An 18,615-nucleotide genomic window follows, 5' to 3' on the forward strand; every position below is an offset into this window, starting at 1 on the left:
GCGATCGCCGCCGGGGTGATGCTCAAGTACGTGCTGGCGATGTAAGCCGGCATCCTTCCCGGGTTGCGGCTGGCGCCCAACCCGGGCAACCACACCAGCGCCCGACTCAATGGCTTTTGATCGGGCGTTTTTCTGAAATTATTGGATCTGTGTGCCATCTGGTAGCACGCAGGCCGCCAAACGAGGAAACTAACTATTTAATGTCTATCGGCCCTATGTCTACCCGCAAAATCACCCACTGGTTTGCAAGGCGATCCTTTCAAAACCGCATCTTCCTGCTGATCTTATTTACCTCGACCGTCGTCATGTTGGCCATGTCCTGGTATCTGACAGACATTACAGAGGAACGTCTTCATTACCAGGTCGGACAACGGGCGCTGATTCAGGCGATGCAAATTTCGGCGATGCCGGAGCTGGTGGAAGCGGTCCAGAAACGCGATCTCGCGAGAATCAAAGAACTTATCGACCCCATGCGTTCATTCTCTGACGCCACCTACATTACCGTTGGCGATGCGCAAGGCCGACGTCTGTACCACGTTAACCCTGATGAAATCGGCAAATCGATGGAGGGGGGCGATAGCGATGAGGCGCTGTATAACGCCAAAAGCTACGTCTCTGTGCGCAAAGGTTCATTAGGATCATCGTTACGGGGTAAATCGCCGATTCAGGACGCCAGCGGGAAAGTCATCGGCATCGTGTCGGTCGGCTATACCATCGAACAGTTAGAAAACTGGCTCAGCCTGCAGATAAGTTCGCTACTGATCCCGATGGCGATTATCCTGCTATTACTGCTGTATTGCGCCCGCCGCTTCTCGTTGCATATCAAAAAGCAGATGCTCAATATGGAGCCCCAGCAGCTATCGCAACTGCTCATCCAGCAAAGCGTGCTCTTTGAATCGGTGTTTGAAGGGCTTATCGCCATAGACTCAAACTATAAAATAACCGCGATAAATCAGACCGCCCGCCGTCTGCTTAATCTGAGCCAGCCAGAGCCGACGCTAATCGGCAAAGGGATCAGCAGCGTTATTTCGCAAGAGGCCTTCTTCTACGATGCGCCTCACGAGAATAAGAAAGACGCGATCGTCACTTTTAATCAGATCAAAGTGATCGCCAGCCGTATGGCGGTGATCTTAAATAATGCGCCCCAGGGATGGGTAATTAGTTTTCGTAGCAAAGATGATATTAATACCCTCAGCCTGCAGCTCAGCCAGGTGCAGCAGTACGCCGATAACCTGCGCGCCGTACAGCATGAACACCGTAATTTGATCTCGACTATCGCCGGACTGCTGTTTCTCAAACGCTACGATCACGCATTGGATCTGATTCAGCAACAGTCAGAAAGCCACCAGAAGGTGCTCGATTTTATTGCGCGTAATTTCCAGGATAATCACCTTGCCGGGTTACTGATCGGTAAATATTACCGGGCCAAAGAGCTCGGCCTTGAACTGGTGTTCGACCCATCCTGTTTCGTCGATAAACTTCCCGGCGCGCTTTCGCACAGCGAATGGATCTCGATCGTGGGGAATCTTCTCGACAACGCCTACAATGCCACTTTGCGCCAGCCGCTGGGATCGAAACAGATCGAATGTTTGATTAACAGCGATGGTCATGAACTGATTGTCGAGATCGCCGATCAGGGTTGCGGCATTGACGAGGCGCTACGCGATCGGATCTTCGAACGCGGCGTCACCAGCAGCGCCAGCGGCGATCACGGTATTGGGCTCTGGCTGGTACGCAGTTACGTAGATCAAGCAGGCGGCAGTATCGTCGTCGAAAATAATATTCCTTTTGGCACCATCTTTACTCTTTATATCCCCCTGACCCGAGATGAACATCATGGATAGCATTACTACTCTTATCGTTGAAGACGAACCTATGCTGGCGGAAATCCTGGTGGATACCATCAAACAGTTCCCCCAGTTCAACGTTATCGGCATTGCGGATAAACTGGAAAGCGCAAAAAAAATGCTGCGTCTCTACCAGCCGCAGCTGATCCTGTTAGATAACTTTCTCCCTGATGGCAAGGGATTGGATCTGATTCGCCACGCCGTCAGCACCAACTACAAAGGGCGAATCATTTTTATTACCGCTGATAATCATATGGATACCATCAGTGAAGCCCTGCGTCTGGGGGTATTTGATTACCTGATTAAGCCGGTGCACTATCAACGTCTACAACACACCCTGGAGCGCTTCGCCCGCTACCGCAGTTCGCTGCGTTCAAGCGAACAGGCCAGCCAGACTCACGTCGACGCCCTGTTTAATATTCAGGCTCGCGAGCAAACAGAGCCCGCTGAAGCGCCGCTGCGCGGGATCGATGAAAGTACCTTTCATCGTGTGCTGCAGCTGTTCTCTGACCCGAAAGTAGTGCATACCGCTGACTCTCTGGCTCGCATCCTCGGCAGCAGTAAAACCACCGCCCGCCGCTATCTGGAACAAGGCGTTAAAAACGATTTTCTGGAAGCGGAAATTAGTTATGGCAAAGTCGGCCGACCGGAGCGTATTTATCGCGGCAAACATCCCTATCCGGAGCATGCCTGAAACACTTACTCGAGGTTATAGCTGACGATCATCTGCCCTTTTTTCATTTTCAACTGGCTGATAACAATATTCCCCAGCGCCGCCAGACTGGCAACATGGGTACCGCCACAGGGATAAGCCGGCAGATCGCCAAATCCCACCGCGCGCAAGCCATTAGCGAAGGTGATGCGGCGCGGTAAATCCTGCTGCTGCCACGCGCTCACCTGCGTCAGCAGTGTGCTGGCTTCCGGCAACGCGGCACCAGCGCCGGCAGCAAACGTAATCCGCCCCTCGCCAGGCCAGTGATGCGCCTTCACCGGTCGCCAGCCTAACTGCTCGCCTGCCAGTCCCAGCAAATGACCGGCTGAGTGCAGACGGGCATGTAGCTGCCGCGCAGAGGCATCGATTCGTATCTTCACCTCGCCCAGCGGCAGCGGCTGCTCAACGATATGCAGTACGCTATCGCCGCGCGTAGCGACCGCCGTCACGACCTGCTCGTCGATCCAGCCGCTATCCGACGGTTGGCCGCCGCCCTGCGGATGGAACAGCGTACGATCAAGTTCAATGGCGTAACGGCCATCGGCTTCGGCGCGACAGCCGATAATCTGTGCGCGCCCTTCGGTGGCGTCGCTGGCGTAATAAACACGTTCAGTCATGGTTGTTCTCCTCTCTGTCAGCACAGTATATTGATAATATTGACAGCGATAATCTCCTCTACAACCAATGCACTTTTGCTCCAAGGGCACAAATGAATTTGAACCTTCTACCTGACCTCGCCCTCTTTGTACAAATTGTCGAGCAAGGCAGCTTTTCCGCCGTCGCTCGCCAGAACGGCCTTACCCCCTCCGCCGTGAGCCGCAGCGTCTCGCGGCTGGAGCAGGAGATGAGCTGCAAGCTGCTGCACCGAACCACCCGCAAACTACGGCTGAGCGATGCCGGGAAAGCGGTGTATGAACCTGCGCTTGAAATGCTGGAAGCAGCGCGACAGGCCATGGACTCCGCCGGGAGTACCCAAACGGTGGCTCAGGGCAAACTGACCCTGAGCGTGCCGAAGGCCGTCGGACGCTTTGTCATCCATCCGCTAATGATGAGCTTTTTCAACCAATATCCGCAGGTAGACGTCTGCTTACGGTTGGAAGACCGCGACCTTGATTTTATCGATGACGGCATTGACCTGGCGCTACGCATCACCCATATCCCCTCCCCTGGCCTGCATGGCAAACCACTGATGCCGATCGCTCATCTCATCTGCGCCACTAAGGAGTATTTACAGCGCCACGGTACGCCGCATACCCCGCAGGATCTGCGCGCGCATAGCTGCATCAGCCTTGGCGAAACGCCCGCCGACGCGCGGTGGAAATTTCGTCGCGAAGGCAAAAGCGAAACGGTGCATACGCATGGGCGCTACGCCGCTAACCACACCGCCGTGCGTCTCGATGCTGTTAAGCAACATCTGGGTATCGGCAGTCTGCCGCTGTTTACCGCTCGCGAAGCGCTGGCAAAGGGTGAAATTGTGCAAGTGCTGCCGGAGTGGGAATTTATCAGCAGCTATTCCGGCAATCTGTGGTTGTTATGGGCAGGCCATAAGCATATGCCCGCCAGAATGCGGGTGATGATTGATTTTCTTAGCGAGAAGGTGCCGGCGTTGAACGCAGGCAACACATTGTCAGCCGCCAACTAAAACGTGTTCATATTTTCCAGAAGCTCATCTGCTGACAGCAAAATAGCTGCCAGCATGGGTTGAAATCAATTAATGACTACTGGTTAATTGATTTTTATTATAATTAATAAGGCCACCGGCTTTGATAATCTCTTGTTCTGATGAAGTTAATTTCTCCATATACAGCGTTATCTGCCGCACCGGGCGATGATCGCTAACGACAAAAGCGGTGATATCACTTAACTCGCCCTTCAGCGCGCTTTTTATTGCCGGGATATAGATAAAATCGCCAACCTCGAAATCAGGCGCCTCCTTCATCTGCAGCGGCAGCATTCCCCAGTTAATCACATTGGAACGATAGCGCTTGGTCGCGTACTCCTGACAAATATTTGCCAGCCCGCCAAGTACTCGCTGGCAGCTGGCCGCCTGCTCTCGCGCCGAGCCATCACCGGGTTTCACCGCATAGATCATGCTACCGATCTCCGTCTGTGCCGCGGTAATATTTTCCTGACCCGGCAGCAACCGGATCTGGGAAAATATATTTTCCAGCTGTGGATTTAAACGGCAAAGATCTTCACCATTGACGCGTTGTTGCTCGATGGAGGCAATTTTTTTAGCCCGCTCCACATACTGCGGATCGCGTCGGGAAAGGGTAAATTCCGCCAGGCCTAACGGGTTTGAACGAAACGATGATGTTTCACCTGATGGTATCAGTTCGTCGGTAGTGGTCACCGGATCCATTATTTTTGAAGTAACGGCTAACAGAATATTATCCGTTAACGCATTCATTTCCGGCCAGTCTTTGATATTTGGGCCATAGATCAGCGGTTGCTGCGTAACACCTTTAACGAATCCCTGATAAACCCGGTTTTTATAGGGGGAAACATCAAATTCATATTCCTGAGCTTCGTGCCAACAATCAAGCTCCGCCGCCGAGGTTAACAATCCCCCGTTAGCGGCCGTCGCGGCAATTGAACGCGCATCCATCAGCGCCACCGCTGACATTTGCCCATTACCAGGCTTGGAACCTTCACGGTTCGGAAAGTTACGCGTCGTATGACGGATGCTCAAGCCGTTATGCATCGGGGTATCGCCGGCGCCAAAGCAAGGGCCGCAGAATGCGGTACGAATAATGGCACCCGCGCTCATTAAATCATTGATCATTCCCCGTTTCGTTAACGCCATCAGCACCGGCTGAGAAGAAGGATATACAGAAAGTGAGAAAATATTGTCGCCACAGGAATGATGCCTCAGGGCATTAGCCGCCTGCGCGACGTTGACATAGTTTCCTCCCGCGCAACCAGCAATAATCCCCTGCTGAACGCGTAATTTGCCATTCTCTATTTTGTCCAACAGAGATAGCTTCGCGCGCCCCAGCGAGATTTTCTCAGATTCAATTTCAACTTCGCGTAAAATATCCGGCAAATTCTGATTAAGCGTATCAATTTCATAGACATTGGCAGGGTGAAACGGTAGCGCGATCATCGGCTTGATGGTGCTTAAATCGATCTCAATGCAGCCATCGTAGTAAGCCATCTCTTTGGCTGACAGCGCCCGATAGTCTTTCTCTCTACCATGAAGCCGCAAAAAGTTTTTCGTCTCTTCATCGGTCTGCCAGATGGAGGATAAGCAGGTGGTCTCGGTAGTCATGACGTCAATACTGTTTCTGTAGTCAGTCGACATACTGGCCACGCCGGGGCCGACGAACTCCATCACTTTGTTCTTCACATAACCGCTTTTGAATACCGCACCAATCATTGCCAGCGCAATATCCTGAGGGCCAACGCCAGCGGCAGGTTTGCCAGTTAAAAACACCGCGACGACCTCGGGATAATCAATATCCCAGGTGTTTCCCAATAGTTGTTTAACTAACTCACCGCCGCCTTCACCGACGGCCATCGTCCCCAGCGCGCCATAACGCGTATGGCTATCCGAGCCCAGTATCATTTGGCCACCGCCGGCCATCATCTCGCGCATGTATTGGTGAATAACGGAAATATGCGGCGGTACATAAATGCCGCCATATTTCTGTGCTGATGTAAGACCAAAAATATGATCGTCGCTGTTAATGGTACCGCCCACTGCACAAAGTGAATTGTGGCAATTGGTTAAAACATACGGCAAGGGAAAGCGCGTCATTCCAGAGGCCTTAGCCGTCTGGATGATGCCCACGAAGGTGATATCATGGGAAGCCATGGAATCAAACTTTATTTTTAATTTCTGTTCATCGCCAGAAATATTATGTGCTGACAGTATTGACCAGGCGATGGTTCCCTTCCGCGCAATATCTTTAGCGACAGGATTTGCGCACTCCTCTTCCGGAATGATCCCGTACTGATGGGATAAATATACCCCACGATCGTGTAATTTGATCATGACTAGCATCCTTTAAGATAGATTAAATAATAACGGTGTTCTTTTCTTCGTGACTCTACGAATAAAAAGGAAAGAATATCGGCAGCAAAATAAAACTGACAATTACCGAGATGGCAATCAGAGGTAATCCGACTCTGACATAATCCATAAACCGATATCCCCCGGCGGAAAAAATCATCATATTCGCCGGCGTGCCAACCGGTGTCGCATAGGCACATGAACAGCCAATGACAATAGCCATCAACACCGCTCGCGGATCAGCGCCCATTGAATTTGCAATAGACAGGCCAATGGGAATAAGCAAGGCCGCCGTTGCGGTATTCGACATAAAATTGGTTAATACGCAGGAAATAATCAAAACGGCACTTAACAATAAGAACGGTGAAGCCTGTTGACCAAGCAGATCGATAATTGAGTGGGCCATGATTGCACCAGCGCCAGTGGTTTCGAGTGCTTTCGCTAAAGCTAATGTGCCGCCAAAAAGGAAAATCGTCTGCGAGTCAATTGACTGATACGCCTGTTTTTCAGTAATCACTCGTGTAATAACCAAGAATAAAGCGCCAATTGAACCGATAATCGCAATCGGCAAACCAATGACGTTCTCAAAAATCATCCCCAGTACGGTAAATACCAACACTAAAACAGCAATTACTTGCTTATATTTTGGACAGTCAACTTTCCTGCTCTTTTCTGATTTCCCCGCAGTACTCACAGATTGCGCTGGCAGCAGTTTATAACCGATGGTCAAAAAGTAGATGATCCCGCAAAGCAGCATGGGGATACCTAGTTTGGCATACTCGAAAAAACCGAAGCGCTGCCCGACTTGCTCCAGAGCTGACTGGGCGATCAGATTACCCGGCGAGCCAATAAGCGATAAGTTTCCGCCCAACGCTGAAGCAAACGCCAATGGCATCAACAAACGGGATTGCGCATAGCCGGACTTAACCGCGGCACCAATGACCACCGGAATCAGTACCGCAGCGGTTCCCGTATTAGACAGAAAACCAGAGAGTATTCCGCAAACCAACATAATAATAACGATGAGCTGCTTCTCCGAGCGAGCGTAACGGGTAACGATTCCGCCAATTTTATCCGTCACCCCTGTCTCAAATAAGGCGCCGCCAACCACGAACATTGCCACAAATAAAATAACGTTCTGATTAATAAACCCCGCAAAAGCCGTTTTTACATCAAAAACACCTGTTACAACTAAAGTAATACAGACGATCATAGCCGTAGCGGCCAGAGGGATTTTTTCCCAAACAAACATCACAATTGAAAATAACAACAGTGACAATGTAATTGCTACTGGTGACATAAAGATATAACACCTCTTTTCAGCGTGTGAATTTAATAATTAGTCTAAGCAGGTGATGCAGCGTTTTATAAACTTCAAGTTAAATCACTTTCCAGTACATTAATAATTCCCACCACCATACCCCAACGGTGATATGCAGAATAAAAGTCAATAGCGCTAATATACCGCCAACAATCCACCAGGATTTAATATCATTATAACCAACCCCGAATATAACCGGGCCAGCAGCACCACCATAATGGGTGACCATACCGCCATAGGAATTACTAAACAGCAGCGCTAAAGCGGTTAACATAACTGGCGCACCGGAAACATTCGCCAGCATGGCAAAGACCGGAACCATCGCCACAATATAGGCGCTGCCCGAGGCAAAGAAATAACGAACCAGTATACTCAACGCGACGATGACAACGAATGCCAGCGTGCTATGGCTACCAAATGAAATGTTATCTTTCAGTAACTCGGCCAACCACAAGAAAAAACCAACTTTGGAAAGCAAAGAACTCAAACCAATGATACCGCCGTACCAAATTAGCGTGTTCCAGCCACCTTTATTTTTAATGACATCATCCCAGGTAACAATTTTTAATATCAGCATCAACGCCATGACGCAAATCGCCACCGTTGATTCATTAACCCCAAGAGAAGTGCTAAATACCCAACCCGCTAACGCCATCACAAACAAGCAGGAGAGCATTTTTTCACGTAAGGTCATCGGCCCTAAAGACTCAAGACCTTCTTTGGCAATGGCTTTATTATCTACTTTTTTTAATTCGGGCGGGTATAGCTTATAGGTTATAAGCGGTGTCAGTAACAGCATGATTAAGCCTGGCAATATGCCAGCCAATGCCCATCCGCCCCAGCTCAATTTGATATGGCAAATATCCTCAATCATTTTGAGCGCCAGGATATTACCCGCCATGGCGGTAAAGAACATATAACTGGTGGTTTTGGTAACCATATAGACGTTCATCATTAAATAATGACCAACGCGTTTTGCCGTATGCTCTGGTTCCGATCCTAGCGCGACAGCCACGCTATTGATGATAGGTAATACGATACCGCCAGCACGGGCCGTATTCGACGGTGTCGCGGGTGAAAGAATCAGATCCAGAAAGGCGGTAACATAGCCTAAGCCAAGTGTGGTACTCCCTATCTTGCCAATAAGAATATATGCAATCCGTTTACCTAAACCAGTAATAACAAAAGCGGCACTTAAGGTAAATGCAGAAAACACCAACCAGGTGGTACCTGATGCATAGCCACTTAATACGCTCGATGATTTTATTGAACCATCACCTAAATTGCCAATGACAACCATGGAGGCAGCCACAGCGACTAACAGTATGACTGGTTCAGAAAATGGTTTAATCACTAAACCAACAATTGCAGCCAGATAAATACCTGACAATACCCATGCAAGTTCAGTCAACCCAGCCGGGGCCGGAAATAGACTAATAAGCAATGGAATAGCAACAAGCAATAATAGCTTGCATAATGTTTTTTTATCCATTTTAATCCCTTACCTGAATGAATTTTATAAGTGCGCAGCCGCATTTATTCAGGGAGATAAACCATGCCAGAAAGAATTTTACGTGCGGTACGAATCACCGATGCGCGAATATTTTCAGGAGTTTCATTAGCATTACTTAAATTGACGTCAATACTTCCGCTAGGGTGTTCAACTCTGATTAATCCCGCACCCGATATTCTCGTCAGCTCGTTAACTACGGTATCAGCAATAATACAAGAGCTCGCCAGACCGATAGCGCCCGTTATGGCCAACGATTTATGACAGTTGTGGGGCATGAAATATCGAACACTCAGCGTTCCACCGTGTTGAGGTGGGGCAACCAGCACTGGTTTAGGTATTACCATGTTCGAGACATCGCCAAATCCCATTGCCGCGCCTGCTTGCTTACGTATTGATTCAAGGCGCTGAAAAAATTCCTTATCCTGATCTAATTCCGCCGCCGATTCATACCCTGTTTTACCCAAGCTATGCGCTGGAATAATAACCATCGGCATCGCCATATCGATACAGGTGACGCGAATATCATCCAAAATATCAACCCGGTTGCCGGTTGGGAAAAGCTGGCCTGATTTCGCCCCGGCGGCATTTAAGAATGTCAGGCCTACCGGGGCCGCCAGCCCTGGAACGCCATCAATATGGGTATCTCCTTCATAAACAACCTGGCCGCCCGGGGTTTGAATGTCTGCGTCAACAAAGGTGTTGGTATTGACGTTTCTGATTCGCACCCGCGTTACCGGGGAATTCGCCGCGACAAGTCCTTTTTCGATAGCAAACCCGCCGACTGCGCACAGCATGTTGCCGCAATTAGGCGTAGTATCAACCCGTCGCTCATTGACAATGACCTGTACAAATAAGTAGTCAATATCCGCTTGCTGGCTGGTCGATCTACTGACAATAGCCACTTTACTGGTTTGCGGACTCCCGCCGCCAATGCCATCAATTTCCAGTTCATGGCCAGAACCCATGATAGTTAATAATGTTTCATCACGTTTTTGAATATCTTCTGGTAGATCATCTGCTAACAGGAAAGCGCCTTTTGATGTTCCACCACGCATGAGAACACACGGAATTTGTTTCATAACATGTTCCTTACAAATATAAAAAGATTAAATAAACGGGGCGTGAATTTAATGCACTTAATGTATTTAAAGTTTTTTATTTACTTTATTATTCATTTACTCGCACAACCGTTTACCATCTGATTCTACTTGCAAGGAAGATAGTGATTGATAAAATATAAAAATAAGACTTATACCTACAAAACATTAATCACTACTATCGTCATGGCAATAATTAACAGAGCCATTCTATATATAAATTATTTATTTCTGATTACGGAGCAGCAATGAACAATGAACTATCCGGAATGAAAGCTTTTGTCACTGTTGCCGAGCTGGGTTCATTTAGCAAAGCGGCAGAGGTACTTAACCTGACGCAACCCGCATTGACCCGCAAAATACAAAAAATAGAAAGTAACCTCAATACAGCCCTTTTCGAACGAACCACCCGAAAAATCATGCTCACTCAAGCAGGAAAAATGCTTCTTCCAAAGGCAAAGTCACTGATTGCCAGCCTTGATGCCGCCATTTTTAACATCAGCAACCTGACTTCTAATGTGCATGATACGGTAACGCTTTCTTGTATCCCGACGGCGGTATTTTATTTTTTACCTCGCGCCATCGTTCAATTTAATCAGCGTTACCCCCATATCAAAGTTCGAATTTATGAACAAGGTATAGAAAATTGCATGGCCTCGGTGAGAAAAGGCGAAGTCGATTTTGGAATAAATATGAACTTCATCACACATCCCGACATCGAATTTAGCCCACTGGTTAATGAACCCTTCGTGCTGGCTTGCCGGCAGGATCATCCGCTGGCCAGTAAAAAATTAGTGGAATGGCGGGAGCTCGTCTCGCAGAGATTAGTTGGCGTCAGACGCTCGAGCGGTAATCGGCAACTGATTGAAAGTTGCCTGCAGGATAAGCCATGGAAATTAGATTGGTTTTACGAAGTCAGACATTTATCCACCTCTCTGGGCCTGGTCGAGGCGGGGCTTGGCATATCGGCCTTGCCCTGCCTGGCCATGCCGCATCACGCCAACAGCGCTGTCGTCAGCGTGCCGCTGGTCGAACCGGTAATCAGACGCACGCTTGGCATGATTCGCGTTAAAAACCGCCCTCTTTCCGCAGCGGCTGAACGCTTCGCGTCATTATTACTGCTCATGTGGACGGATGAAGCGAGAGAGTTATGGTGTAATGTGGTCGATTCACACCAGCAGCTATAACTGTCACGGCGCGAGAGCGAAAACCTCCGCCGCCCAACGTTGAAAACCCGCGACATCCAAATCCAGCGCCACCTGTGCGTTGGCCGGTTGTCCCAGACGCCCTTCGATATCTACCACGGTAGCGCCAGCCGTCCAGGTCCCCTGCGTCTCTACCGCCACAAAGCAGGGTTTGAGCGTAAACAGATCCGGACGAACCAACCACGCAATAGCGCATAAATCATGCATTCTCAGACCGCTGCTCATACTGCCGCTGCGATAATGGCTAAATAAAGCATGAAGCATTTTGCCTGTCTGATTGAGCGTGGGCAGAGTGACCAGATAGTCCGCACTCAGCATCGCCTTATTGGTGACATCCAGCCCGCACATCACAATCTCCAGCCCGCTCTGGAAGACTTTCGCGGCGGCTTCAGGAGCGATGGCGATATTAAACTCGGCGTTGGGGGTAAAGTTACCGCGCCCGGCCGAGCCGCCCATCAGCACCAGCCGACGAATATTAAACAGGCACTCAGGATACTGCGTTATCAGCAAGGCAATGTTGGTTAGCGGGCCGATGGCCACCAGGGTCACGGGTTCCGGCGCGTGCATCAACGCATCGCGGATCGCCTGAAATGCCGGTTTTGCCAGCGGTTGACGGTTATGTTCGACGAAATCATAGCCCTCCATGCCGGACTCGCCATGTACCGAGGCGGCATCGCGCAACGGACGTACCAGCGGCATCGACGCGCCTTGCGCCAGCGGTACATCGGCATTCCAGAAATGCAGCAGTTGCAGCGCGTTGCGGGTCGTCTTTTCCACCGAGACGTTGCCCGCCACCGTGGTCATTAATTGCAAATCCAACTGCGGCGAGAAGAGCGCGGCGGCGATCGCCGCCGCATCGTCAATACCCGGATCGGTGTCGAGAATAATCGGTAAGCGCATGGTTTTCTCCCAAAAAAAATGCCAGACGTTAAGTCTGGCATCTTCTCATACTGCGGGGTGAAAGAACTTATTCTACTTCACGGACATCTACACGCAGCTCTTTCGGCACCTCGAAAACGATATTCTCTTCACGGCCTTCCAACGGCACCGCTTCGCCGCCGCCCAGCTCCTGCAGACGGGCAATCACATTCTGCACCAGGATATCCGGGGCCGACGCGCCCGCCGTTACCCCAACGCAGGCAGCAGACTTAACCCATTGTTCCTGGATATCGGTGGCATCGTCGATAAGATAGGCCGCTTTCCCCATCCGCTGCGCCAGTTCAGCCAGGCGATTGGAGTTCGAGGAGTTTTTCGAACCGACCACCAGCACCACATCAGCCTGCTCCGCCAGCGCGCGTACGGCTTCCTGACGGTTGGTGGTGGCGTAGCAAATATCGTCTTTACGCGGGCCGACGATTTTCGGGAAGCGCTCGCGCAGCGCGTCGATAACGTCAGAAGTATCATCGACGGAGAGCGTGGTCTGGGTCATAAACGACAGTCGGGCATCGTTTTTCACTTCCAGCGTCAGCACATCCTCCGGCGACTCAACCAGATACATGCCCCCTTCGGGGTTATTGTACTGGCCCATGGTGCCTTCAACTTCCGGATGCCCGGCGTGGCCAATCAGAATCGACTCTTCGCCGCGGCGGCTGGCGCGGGCGACTTCCATATGGACTTTAGTTACCAGCGGGCAGGTAGCGTCGAAAACCGTCAGGTCACGACTCTTCGCTTCGTTGCGTACTGCCTGCGAAACCCCGTGGGCGGAGAAAATCAGGATCGCGCCGTCCGGCACTTCGCTAATCTGTTCGATAAAAATCGCCCCACGCTGGCGCAGGCTATCGACGACGTAGCGATTATGGACAACTTCGTGACGAACGTAGATCGGCGCGCCGTACAGCGTCAGCGCGTTTTCGACAATGCTGATAGCGCGGTCAACGCCGGCGCAAAAACCGCGCGGGTTAGCCAACAGGATCTGCATCTTACCCCTCCAGCGCCGGATCGACTTCCAGCACTTCAATATCAAAATGAACGGTACGCCCGGCCAGCGGATGGTTGAAGTCGACGGTGATGGAATCGCCGTTCACTTCGCGGATCACACCGGGCATTTCGCTGCCATCCATTGCGGTAAAGAGCATAATCGCGCCGATTTCCGGCTCGCCGGCGTCGATAAACTCGCGGCGAGAGAAGTACTGGATCAGATCCGGGCTAGGTACGCCAAAGGCGGCGTCAGGTTCCAGCGAGAACGTGGTTTTATCGCCGGCTTTCAGCCCCAGCAGATGCTGCTCCAGCCCTTCGGAAAGCGAGGCATCACCAAGACGAAACAGCGCTGGTTTGCCGTTGCCGCGCGTGGATTCGGCGGTGGAGCCATCATCCAGTTTCAGCGTGAAGTGCACCAGCACCGCGCTGTTGCTCTGTACAGAGTTAGACATGCAGGTTTGCTCTTTTATATTGCCGCCGCTTGTTTGCCCGATGGCGCTGCGCTTACCGGGCCTACAAAGGGCGATATATACTGTAGGCCGGATAAGACGCTTTAGCGTCGCCATCCGGCAATTTTTTATGATGTTTTTTTATCACTGGAAGGCAAAAAGCCTTCCAGCACGATCAGCGCCGCGCCGATGCAGATGGCGCTATCGGCAAGGTTGAAGGTGGCGAAATGCCAGTCGCCGACATAGAAGTCGATCATATCGACCACAAAGCCGTGCCACAGACGGTCGAACAGGTTACCCAGCGCGCCGCCAATGATCAGCGCGTAGGCAATGTTGTTCAGCTTTTGCGTCGCCTTCGAACGATACATCAGCACCGCCAGCACCACGCAGATACCAACGGCAATCCCGGCGAAGAACCAGCGCTGCCAGCCGCCGCTGTCGGCGAGGAAGCTAAAAGCCGCGCCGTAGTTGCGCGCATAATGCAGATTAAGCGATGGAAACAGCGAAACCGTCTCCCCCAGAGCGAAGTTCTGGAGGATCAGGAATTTGCTGCCCAGATCGATAATCAGCACGGCTACGACGACCCACAGCCAGCGTAGCCCCGTTGAACAGATCGATTTACTCATCAGGCGAATTTACGTTGCTCGCCGTCACCGGCGACGTTACTGACACAGCGACCGCAGATTTCTGCGTGTTCCGCCACCTTGCCGACATCGCTGGTGTAATGCCAGCAGCGTGGGCACTTCTCGCCCTCGGCTTTGCTCAGGACCACTTTCAGCCCTTTCAGCAGATCGCTCTGCCAGGCATCAGCCGGCGCCTGTGCATAATCAGCAACGTTAGCGCCGGAGGTCAACAGGACAAATCGTAATTCTTCGCCCAGCGCGTTGAGCTTGGCCGCCAGGTCAGCATCGGCATACAGCGTAACCGCCGCTTCCAGAGAACCACCGACTTTCTTATCAGCACGCGCCTGCTCGATCACCTTGTTGACTTCGCCGCGCACTTTCAGCAGTTCATCCCAGAAATCGTCGTTCATCGCTTCGTCGTCGGCCAGGCCGAACAGGCCTTCATACCACTCGCCGGTGAAGACGTATTTTTCACGCTCGCCCGGCAGATAGCCCCAGATTTCGTCCGCGGTGAAGGACATGATCGGCGCCATCCAGCGCACCAGCGCTTCCACGATATGGAACAGCGCGGTCTGGCAGCTGCGACGCGCCACGCTGTCCGCTTTCGCGGTGTACTGGCGGTCTTTGATGATGTCGAGATAGAACGAGCCCATTTCGATGGAGCAGAAGCGCATCAGGCGCTGCACCACTTCGTGGAAGTCGTAGGATTCGTAGGCTTTGAGGATATCTTCCTGAGCCGCCTGCGCGCAGCCGACCGCCCAGCGGTCCAGAACGACCATCTCTTCCGGTTTAACCATATCTTTTGCCGGATCGAAACCGTTAAGGTTCGCCAGCAGGAAGCGCGCGGTATTACGGATACGACGATAGCTGTCCGCGGCGCGTTTGAGGATCTCATCAGAGACCGCCATTTCGCCGGTATAGTCGGTGGAAGCCACCCACAGACGCAGAATATCGGCGCCCAGTTTGTTCATCACGTCCTGCGGGCTAACGGTGTTACCGATAGACTTGGACATTTTGCGGCCCTGGCCATCGACGGTGAAGCCGTGGGTCAGTACCTGACGATAGGGCGCTTTGCCTTTCATCGCCGTGGAGATCATCAGCGAAGACATGAACCAGCCGCGATGCTGATCGGAGCCTTCCAGATACATGTCCGCGGCGTGACCGGCGAATTCCGGACGCACATCAACCACAGAAGAGTGGGTGGACCCGGAGTCAAACCACACGTCGAGGGTATCCGGCACTTTTTCGTAGCTGTCGGCGTCATCGCCAAGGATGTCGCGGGAATCGAGATCCCACCACGCCTGGATGCCGTCAACTTCAACGCGTTTCGCCACTTCTTCCATCAGTTCGAGGGTACGCGGGTGCAGCTCGTGGGTTTCTTTATGCACGAACAGCGACATCGGCACGCCCCAGGTACGCTGACGGGAGATACACCAGTCAGGACGGTTGGCAACCATCGATTCGATACGTGCCTGGCCCCAGTCCGGGATCCACTGCACGCCTTTGATCTCTTTCAGAGACTGGGCACGCAGGCCTTTTTGATCCATGCTGACGAACCACTGCGGGGTAGCGCGGAAGATGATCGGCGATTTGTGGCGCCAGCAGCACGGATAGCTGTGCTGCATTTTTTCCACGTGCAGCAGCGCGCCGCTATCGCGCAGCATCTCAACGATGATGTCGTTGGCTTTGAAGACGTTAATACCGTCCAGAGACGGATAAGTACCTGGCAGGTAAGAGCCGTCCGGGCCAACCGGGTTGGCGATTTCCAGACCGTATTTCTGGCTGATAGTGTAGTCGTCCGGACCGTGGCCGCCGGCGGTATGCACCGCACCGGTACCCGCGTCCAGCGTCACGTGGTCGCCAAGGATCGCCGGCACATCGAAATCGAGGAACGGATGCTTAAAGCGCATCAGTTCAAGCTCGGAACCCTGTACCGCCGCCAGGATGGTGTAATCCGCCACGCCAATGCGCTGCATCACGCTTTCAACCAGGTCTTTCGCCAGGATCAGCGCCTGGCCGTCAACCTGCACCAGCGCATAGTCGAACTCAGGAGACAGAGAGATAGCGCGGTTGGCCGGCAGGGTCCACGGCGTGGTGGTCCAGATAACCAGAGAAACCGGGCCGTTAACGTCGGCTACGCCGAACTTCGCCAGCACGGCGGCTTTATCTACCGCGTGGAACGCCACATCGATAGACGGAGACGTTTTGTCATAGTACTCAACTTCCGCTTCCGCCAGCGCGGAACGGCAGTCAACGCACCAGTGCACCGGCTTAGCGCCTTTATGCAGGTGACCGTTGCCGATGATTTTACCCAGCGCGCGGATGATATTGGCTTCAGTTTTGAAGTCCATGGTCAGGTACGGACGCGACCAGTCGCCCAGCACGCCCAGGCGGATAAAGTCTTTACGCTGCCCGTCGATCTGCTCGGCGGCATATTCACGGCACTTGGCGCGGAATTCTGCAGCGGTGAATTTCTCACCCGGTTTACCGTATTGCTGCTCGACCTTCAGTTCGATCGGCAAACCGTGGCAGTCCCAACCCGGAACGTACGGCGAGTCAAAGCCCGTCAGTCCTTTGGACTTAACGATAATGTCTTTCAGAATCTTGTTAACCGAGTGACCAATATGAATGCTGCCATTCGCATAAGGAGGGCCATCATGCAGAATGAAGGTTTTTTTGCCTTTTTTCGCCGCACGGATGATGCCGTACAGGTCATCATCGGTCCAACGCGCCAGCATTCCCGGCTCGCGTTTGGCGAGGTCGCCACGCATCGGGAACCCTGTTTCCGGCAAATTCAGGGTGGATTTATAGTCACTCATCAGATTCTCGGTTCCGTTATTTCGGTTTGATAAATACCAGTAGGATTATCCCTGCCTGGTGAGCCCAAAGTACTCGCGGGCCGTTAACTCATCTCGTGCGATTTGCGCTTTTAGCTCATCCAGCGACGCAAAACGCTGCTCGTTACGTATTTTTTTACGCAGTATTACATCTATATGGCGACCGTAGAGGTCCATTACAACGTCCAGAAGGTGAACTTCCAGCTGCTGTCGCACGCCGGAGACCGTTGGACGAGTGCCAATATTGGCGACGCCGGGTAATGGCTTATCGCCGAGCCCTGTCACTTCTACCGCAAAGACCCCTTTAACCGGGGAAACCTGGCGACGCAGCGGTAAGTTCGCCGTCGGGAAACCTATGGTGCGCCCCAGCTCATCGCCGTGGACGACGCGACCAGAGATGGTAAACGGATGCCCCAGCAGGTTTTCCGCCTGCGCGAGGTCATCGTCGGCCAGCGCCTGACGCACCGCGGTGCTGCTAATACGCACGCCACCTTCGCAAAAGGTCTGGGTACTGGTGACGTCAAAACCGTACTCCGCCCCGGCCTTCTGTAATAACAAGAAATCCCCCTGACGACCAGCGCCAAAGCGGAAATCATCGCCAACGGCAAGGAACCGCACGCCCAGCTGACGCACCAGCAGTTCGCTGATGAAATCTTGCGCCGTCAGCGCGGCGAAACGCCGGTCGAAACGGACACACAGCACGTAGTCGACACCGCTTTCCGCCAGGTAGCCAAGCTTCTCACGCAGCCGCGTGATCCGCGCCGGCGCTTTATCGGCGGCAAACAGCTCCAGCGGCTGCGGCTCAAAAATCATCACCACAACCGGCAGACCGAGCTGGCGGCCCTCTGCGCGCAGGCGCTGCAGCAGCGCCTGATGCCCGCGATGCACGCCGTCGAAATTTCCAATGGTCAGCACGCACCCGTGCGGGGCCTGACTGAGATTATGTATGCCGCGTATCAGCTTCATGTCTGGCTCAAAACAGTGAAAATCGTCCGAGTATACCTTGTACAACAGGCGACGTTAACCAGCGATTGCACCTCGATTACGAAAGATCCTGCTAATTCATTCACTCAGCGTAA

General features: G+C 52.3%; 15 protein-coding genes. 4 read left to right on the top strand and 11 right to left on the bottom strand.

Annotated features, from left to right (window positions below; genetic code table 11):
• Positions 1–215: 215 nt before the first annotated feature.
• Entirely contained in the window at positions 216–1,844 is a 1,629-nt protein-coding gene (gene citA / locus AC2CGP_RS21325) for a citrate sensor histidine kinase CitA (protein ID WP_045358816.1), read from the top strand.
• Positions 1,837–2,541 (top strand): citrate response regulator transcription factor CitB, encoded by a 705-nt coding sequence (gene citB, locus AC2CGP_RS21330; protein WP_015368314.1) that lies wholly within the window; start codon positions 1,837–1,839, stop codon positions 2,539–2,541. Before citA ends, citB begins: the two co-directional genes overlap by 8 nt.
• 5 nt (positions 2,542–2,546) lie before the next feature.
• Here citB and AC2CGP_RS21335 read toward each other — a convergent pair whose 3' ends face one another.
• Positions 2,547–3,176, bottom strand: coding sequence for an alanyl-tRNA editing protein (locus AC2CGP_RS21335; protein WP_020079638.1), 630 nt, complete (start codon positions 3,174–3,176; stop codon positions 2,547–2,549).
• Positions 3,177–3,268: 92 nt separating this feature from the next.
• Here AC2CGP_RS21335 and AC2CGP_RS21340 point away from each other — a divergent pair, with 92 nt between their 5' ends.
• Positions 3,269–4,201, top strand: a complete 933-nt coding sequence (locus AC2CGP_RS21340; RefSeq protein WP_020079639.1) for a LysR family transcriptional regulator — start codon at positions 3,269–3,271, stop codon at positions 4,199–4,201.
• 69 nt (positions 4,202–4,270) lie between these two features.
• Here AC2CGP_RS21340 and AC2CGP_RS21345 read toward each other — a convergent pair whose 3' ends face one another.
• The 4 genes from AC2CGP_RS21345 to AC2CGP_RS21360 all read right to left on the bottom strand — a co-directional run bounded on the left by AC2CGP_RS21345 (position 4,271) and on the right by AC2CGP_RS21360 (position 10,487).
• Positions 4,271–6,556 (bottom strand): hydratase, encoded by a 2,286-nt coding sequence (locus AC2CGP_RS21345; protein ID WP_163374642.1) that lies wholly within the window; start codon positions 6,554–6,556, stop codon positions 4,271–4,273.
• A gap of 55 nt (positions 6,557–6,611) precedes the next feature.
• Positions 6,612–7,874 (bottom strand): SLC13 family permease, encoded by a 1,263-nt coding sequence (locus AC2CGP_RS21350; protein ID WP_047077421.1) that lies wholly within the window; start codon positions 7,872–7,874, stop codon positions 6,612–6,614.
• Between the two features lie 79 nt (positions 7,875–7,953).
• On the bottom strand, positions 7,954–9,387 hold the full coding sequence (locus AC2CGP_RS21355) for an anion permease (RefSeq protein WP_048230097.1): 1,434 nt from the start codon (positions 9,385–9,387) through the stop codon (positions 7,954–7,956).
• A gap of 44 nt (positions 9,388–9,431) precedes the next feature.
• The gene (locus AC2CGP_RS21360; RefSeq protein ID WP_047077423.1) at positions 9,432–10,487 is read right to left on the bottom strand and encodes a 4-oxalomesaconate tautomerase; all 1,056 of its coding nucleotides are present in this window, start codon (positions 10,485–10,487) and stop codon (positions 9,432–9,434) included.
• A gap of 266 nt (positions 10,488–10,753) precedes the next feature.
• On the opposite strand from AC2CGP_RS21360, the gene AC2CGP_RS21365 reads away from it, so the two are divergent.
• The gene (locus AC2CGP_RS21365; RefSeq protein WP_015368323.1) at positions 10,754–11,692 is read left to right on the top strand and encodes a LysR family transcriptional regulator; all 939 of its coding nucleotides are present in this window, start codon (positions 10,754–10,756) and stop codon (positions 11,690–11,692) included.
• Positions 11,693–11,695: 3 nt separating this feature from the next.
• Here the strand turns inward: AC2CGP_RS21365 and rihC are convergent, their stop codons facing one another.
• The 6 genes from rihC to ribF all read right to left on the bottom strand — a co-directional run bounded on the left by rihC (position 11,696) and on the right by ribF (position 18,502).
• Entirely contained in the window at positions 11,696–12,610 is a 915-nt protein-coding gene (rihC, locus tag AC2CGP_RS21370) for a ribonucleoside hydrolase RihC (protein WP_484502452.1), read from the bottom strand.
• 67 nt (positions 12,611–12,677) lie between these two features.
• Positions 12,678–13,628, bottom strand: a complete 951-nt coding sequence (gene ispH, locus AC2CGP_RS21375) for a 4-hydroxy-3-methylbut-2-enyl diphosphate reductase (RefSeq protein ID WP_015368325.1) — start codon at positions 13,626–13,628, stop codon at positions 12,678–12,680.
• Between the two features lies 1 nt (position 13,629).
• The gene (gene fkpB, locus AC2CGP_RS21380) at positions 13,630–14,079 is read right to left on the bottom strand and encodes an FKBP-type peptidyl-prolyl cis-trans isomerase (RefSeq protein ID WP_015368326.1); all 450 of its coding nucleotides are present in this window, start codon (positions 14,077–14,079) and stop codon (positions 13,630–13,632) included.
• Positions 14,080–14,204: 125 nt separating this feature from the next.
• On the bottom strand, positions 14,205–14,702 hold the full coding sequence (gene lspA / locus AC2CGP_RS21385; RefSeq protein ID WP_015368327.1) for a signal peptidase II: 498 nt from the start codon (positions 14,700–14,702) through the stop codon (positions 14,205–14,207).
• Positions 14,702–17,518: an isoleucine--tRNA ligase gene (gene ileS, locus AC2CGP_RS21390; RefSeq protein WP_020079643.1), complete on the bottom strand. Its 2,817-nt coding sequence runs from the start codon at positions 17,516–17,518 to the stop codon at positions 14,702–14,704. The genes lspA and ileS overlap by 1 nt, the downstream gene beginning before the upstream one ends.
• Before the next feature lie 45 nt (positions 17,519–17,563).
• Positions 17,564–18,502, bottom strand: coding sequence for a bifunctional riboflavin kinase/FAD synthetase (gene ribF, locus AC2CGP_RS21395; protein WP_015704352.1), 939 nt, complete (start codon positions 18,500–18,502; stop codon positions 17,564–17,566).
• Positions 18,503–18,615 lie beyond the last annotated feature (113 nt).

This window comes from Klebsiella sp. SYXHC3, from assembly GCF_057196925.1.

Coding starts and splice junctions, on each gene's coding strand:
- citA (WP_045358816.1), top strand. CDS start 216: ATGTCTACCCGCAAAATCACCCACTGGTTTGCAAGGCGATCCTTTCAA.
- citB (WP_015368314.1), top strand. CDS start 1,837: ATGGATAGCATTACTACTCTTATCGTTGAAGACGAACCTATGCTGGCG.
- AC2CGP_RS21335 (WP_020079638.1), bottom strand. CDS start 3,176: ATGACTGAACGTGTTTATTACGCCAGCGACGCCACCGAAGGGCGCGCA.
- AC2CGP_RS21340 (WP_020079639.1), top strand. CDS start 3,269: ATGAATTTGAACCTTCTACCTGACCTCGCCCTCTTTGTACAAATTGTC.
- AC2CGP_RS21345 (WP_163374642.1), bottom strand. CDS start 6,556: ATGATCAAATTACACGATCGTGGGGTATATTTATCCCATCAGTACGGG.
- AC2CGP_RS21350 (WP_047077421.1), bottom strand. CDS start 7,874: ATGTCACCAGTAGCAATTACATTGTCACTGTTGTTATTTTCAATTGTG.
- AC2CGP_RS21355 (WP_048230097.1), bottom strand. CDS start 9,387: ATGGATAAAAAAACATTATGCAAGCTATTATTGCTTGTTGCTATTCCA.
- AC2CGP_RS21360 (WP_047077423.1), bottom strand. CDS start 10,487: ATGAAACAAATTCCGTGTGTTCTCATGCGTGGTGGAACATCAAAAGGC.
- AC2CGP_RS21365 (WP_015368323.1), top strand. CDS start 10,754: ATGAACAATGAACTATCCGGAATGAAAGCTTTTGTCACTGTTGCCGAG.
- rihC (WP_484502452.1), bottom strand. CDS start 12,610: ATGCGCTTACCGATTATTCTCGACACCGATCCGGGTATTGACGATGCG.
- ispH (WP_015368325.1), bottom strand. CDS start 13,628: ATGCAGATCCTGTTGGCTAACCCGCGCGGTTTTTGCGCCGGCGTTGAC.
- fkpB (WP_015368326.1), bottom strand. CDS start 14,079: ATGTCTAACTCTGTACAGAGCAACAGCGCGGTGCTGGTGCACTTCACG.
- lspA (WP_015368327.1), bottom strand. CDS start 14,702: ATGAGTAAATCGATCTGTTCAACGGGGCTACGCTGGCTGTGGGTCGTC.
- ileS (WP_020079643.1), bottom strand. CDS start 17,518: ATGAGTGACTATAAATCCACCCTGAATTTGCCGGAAACAGGGTTCCCG.
- ribF (WP_015704352.1), bottom strand. CDS start 18,502: ATGAAGCTGATACGCGGCATACATAATCTCAGTCAGGCCCCGCACGGG.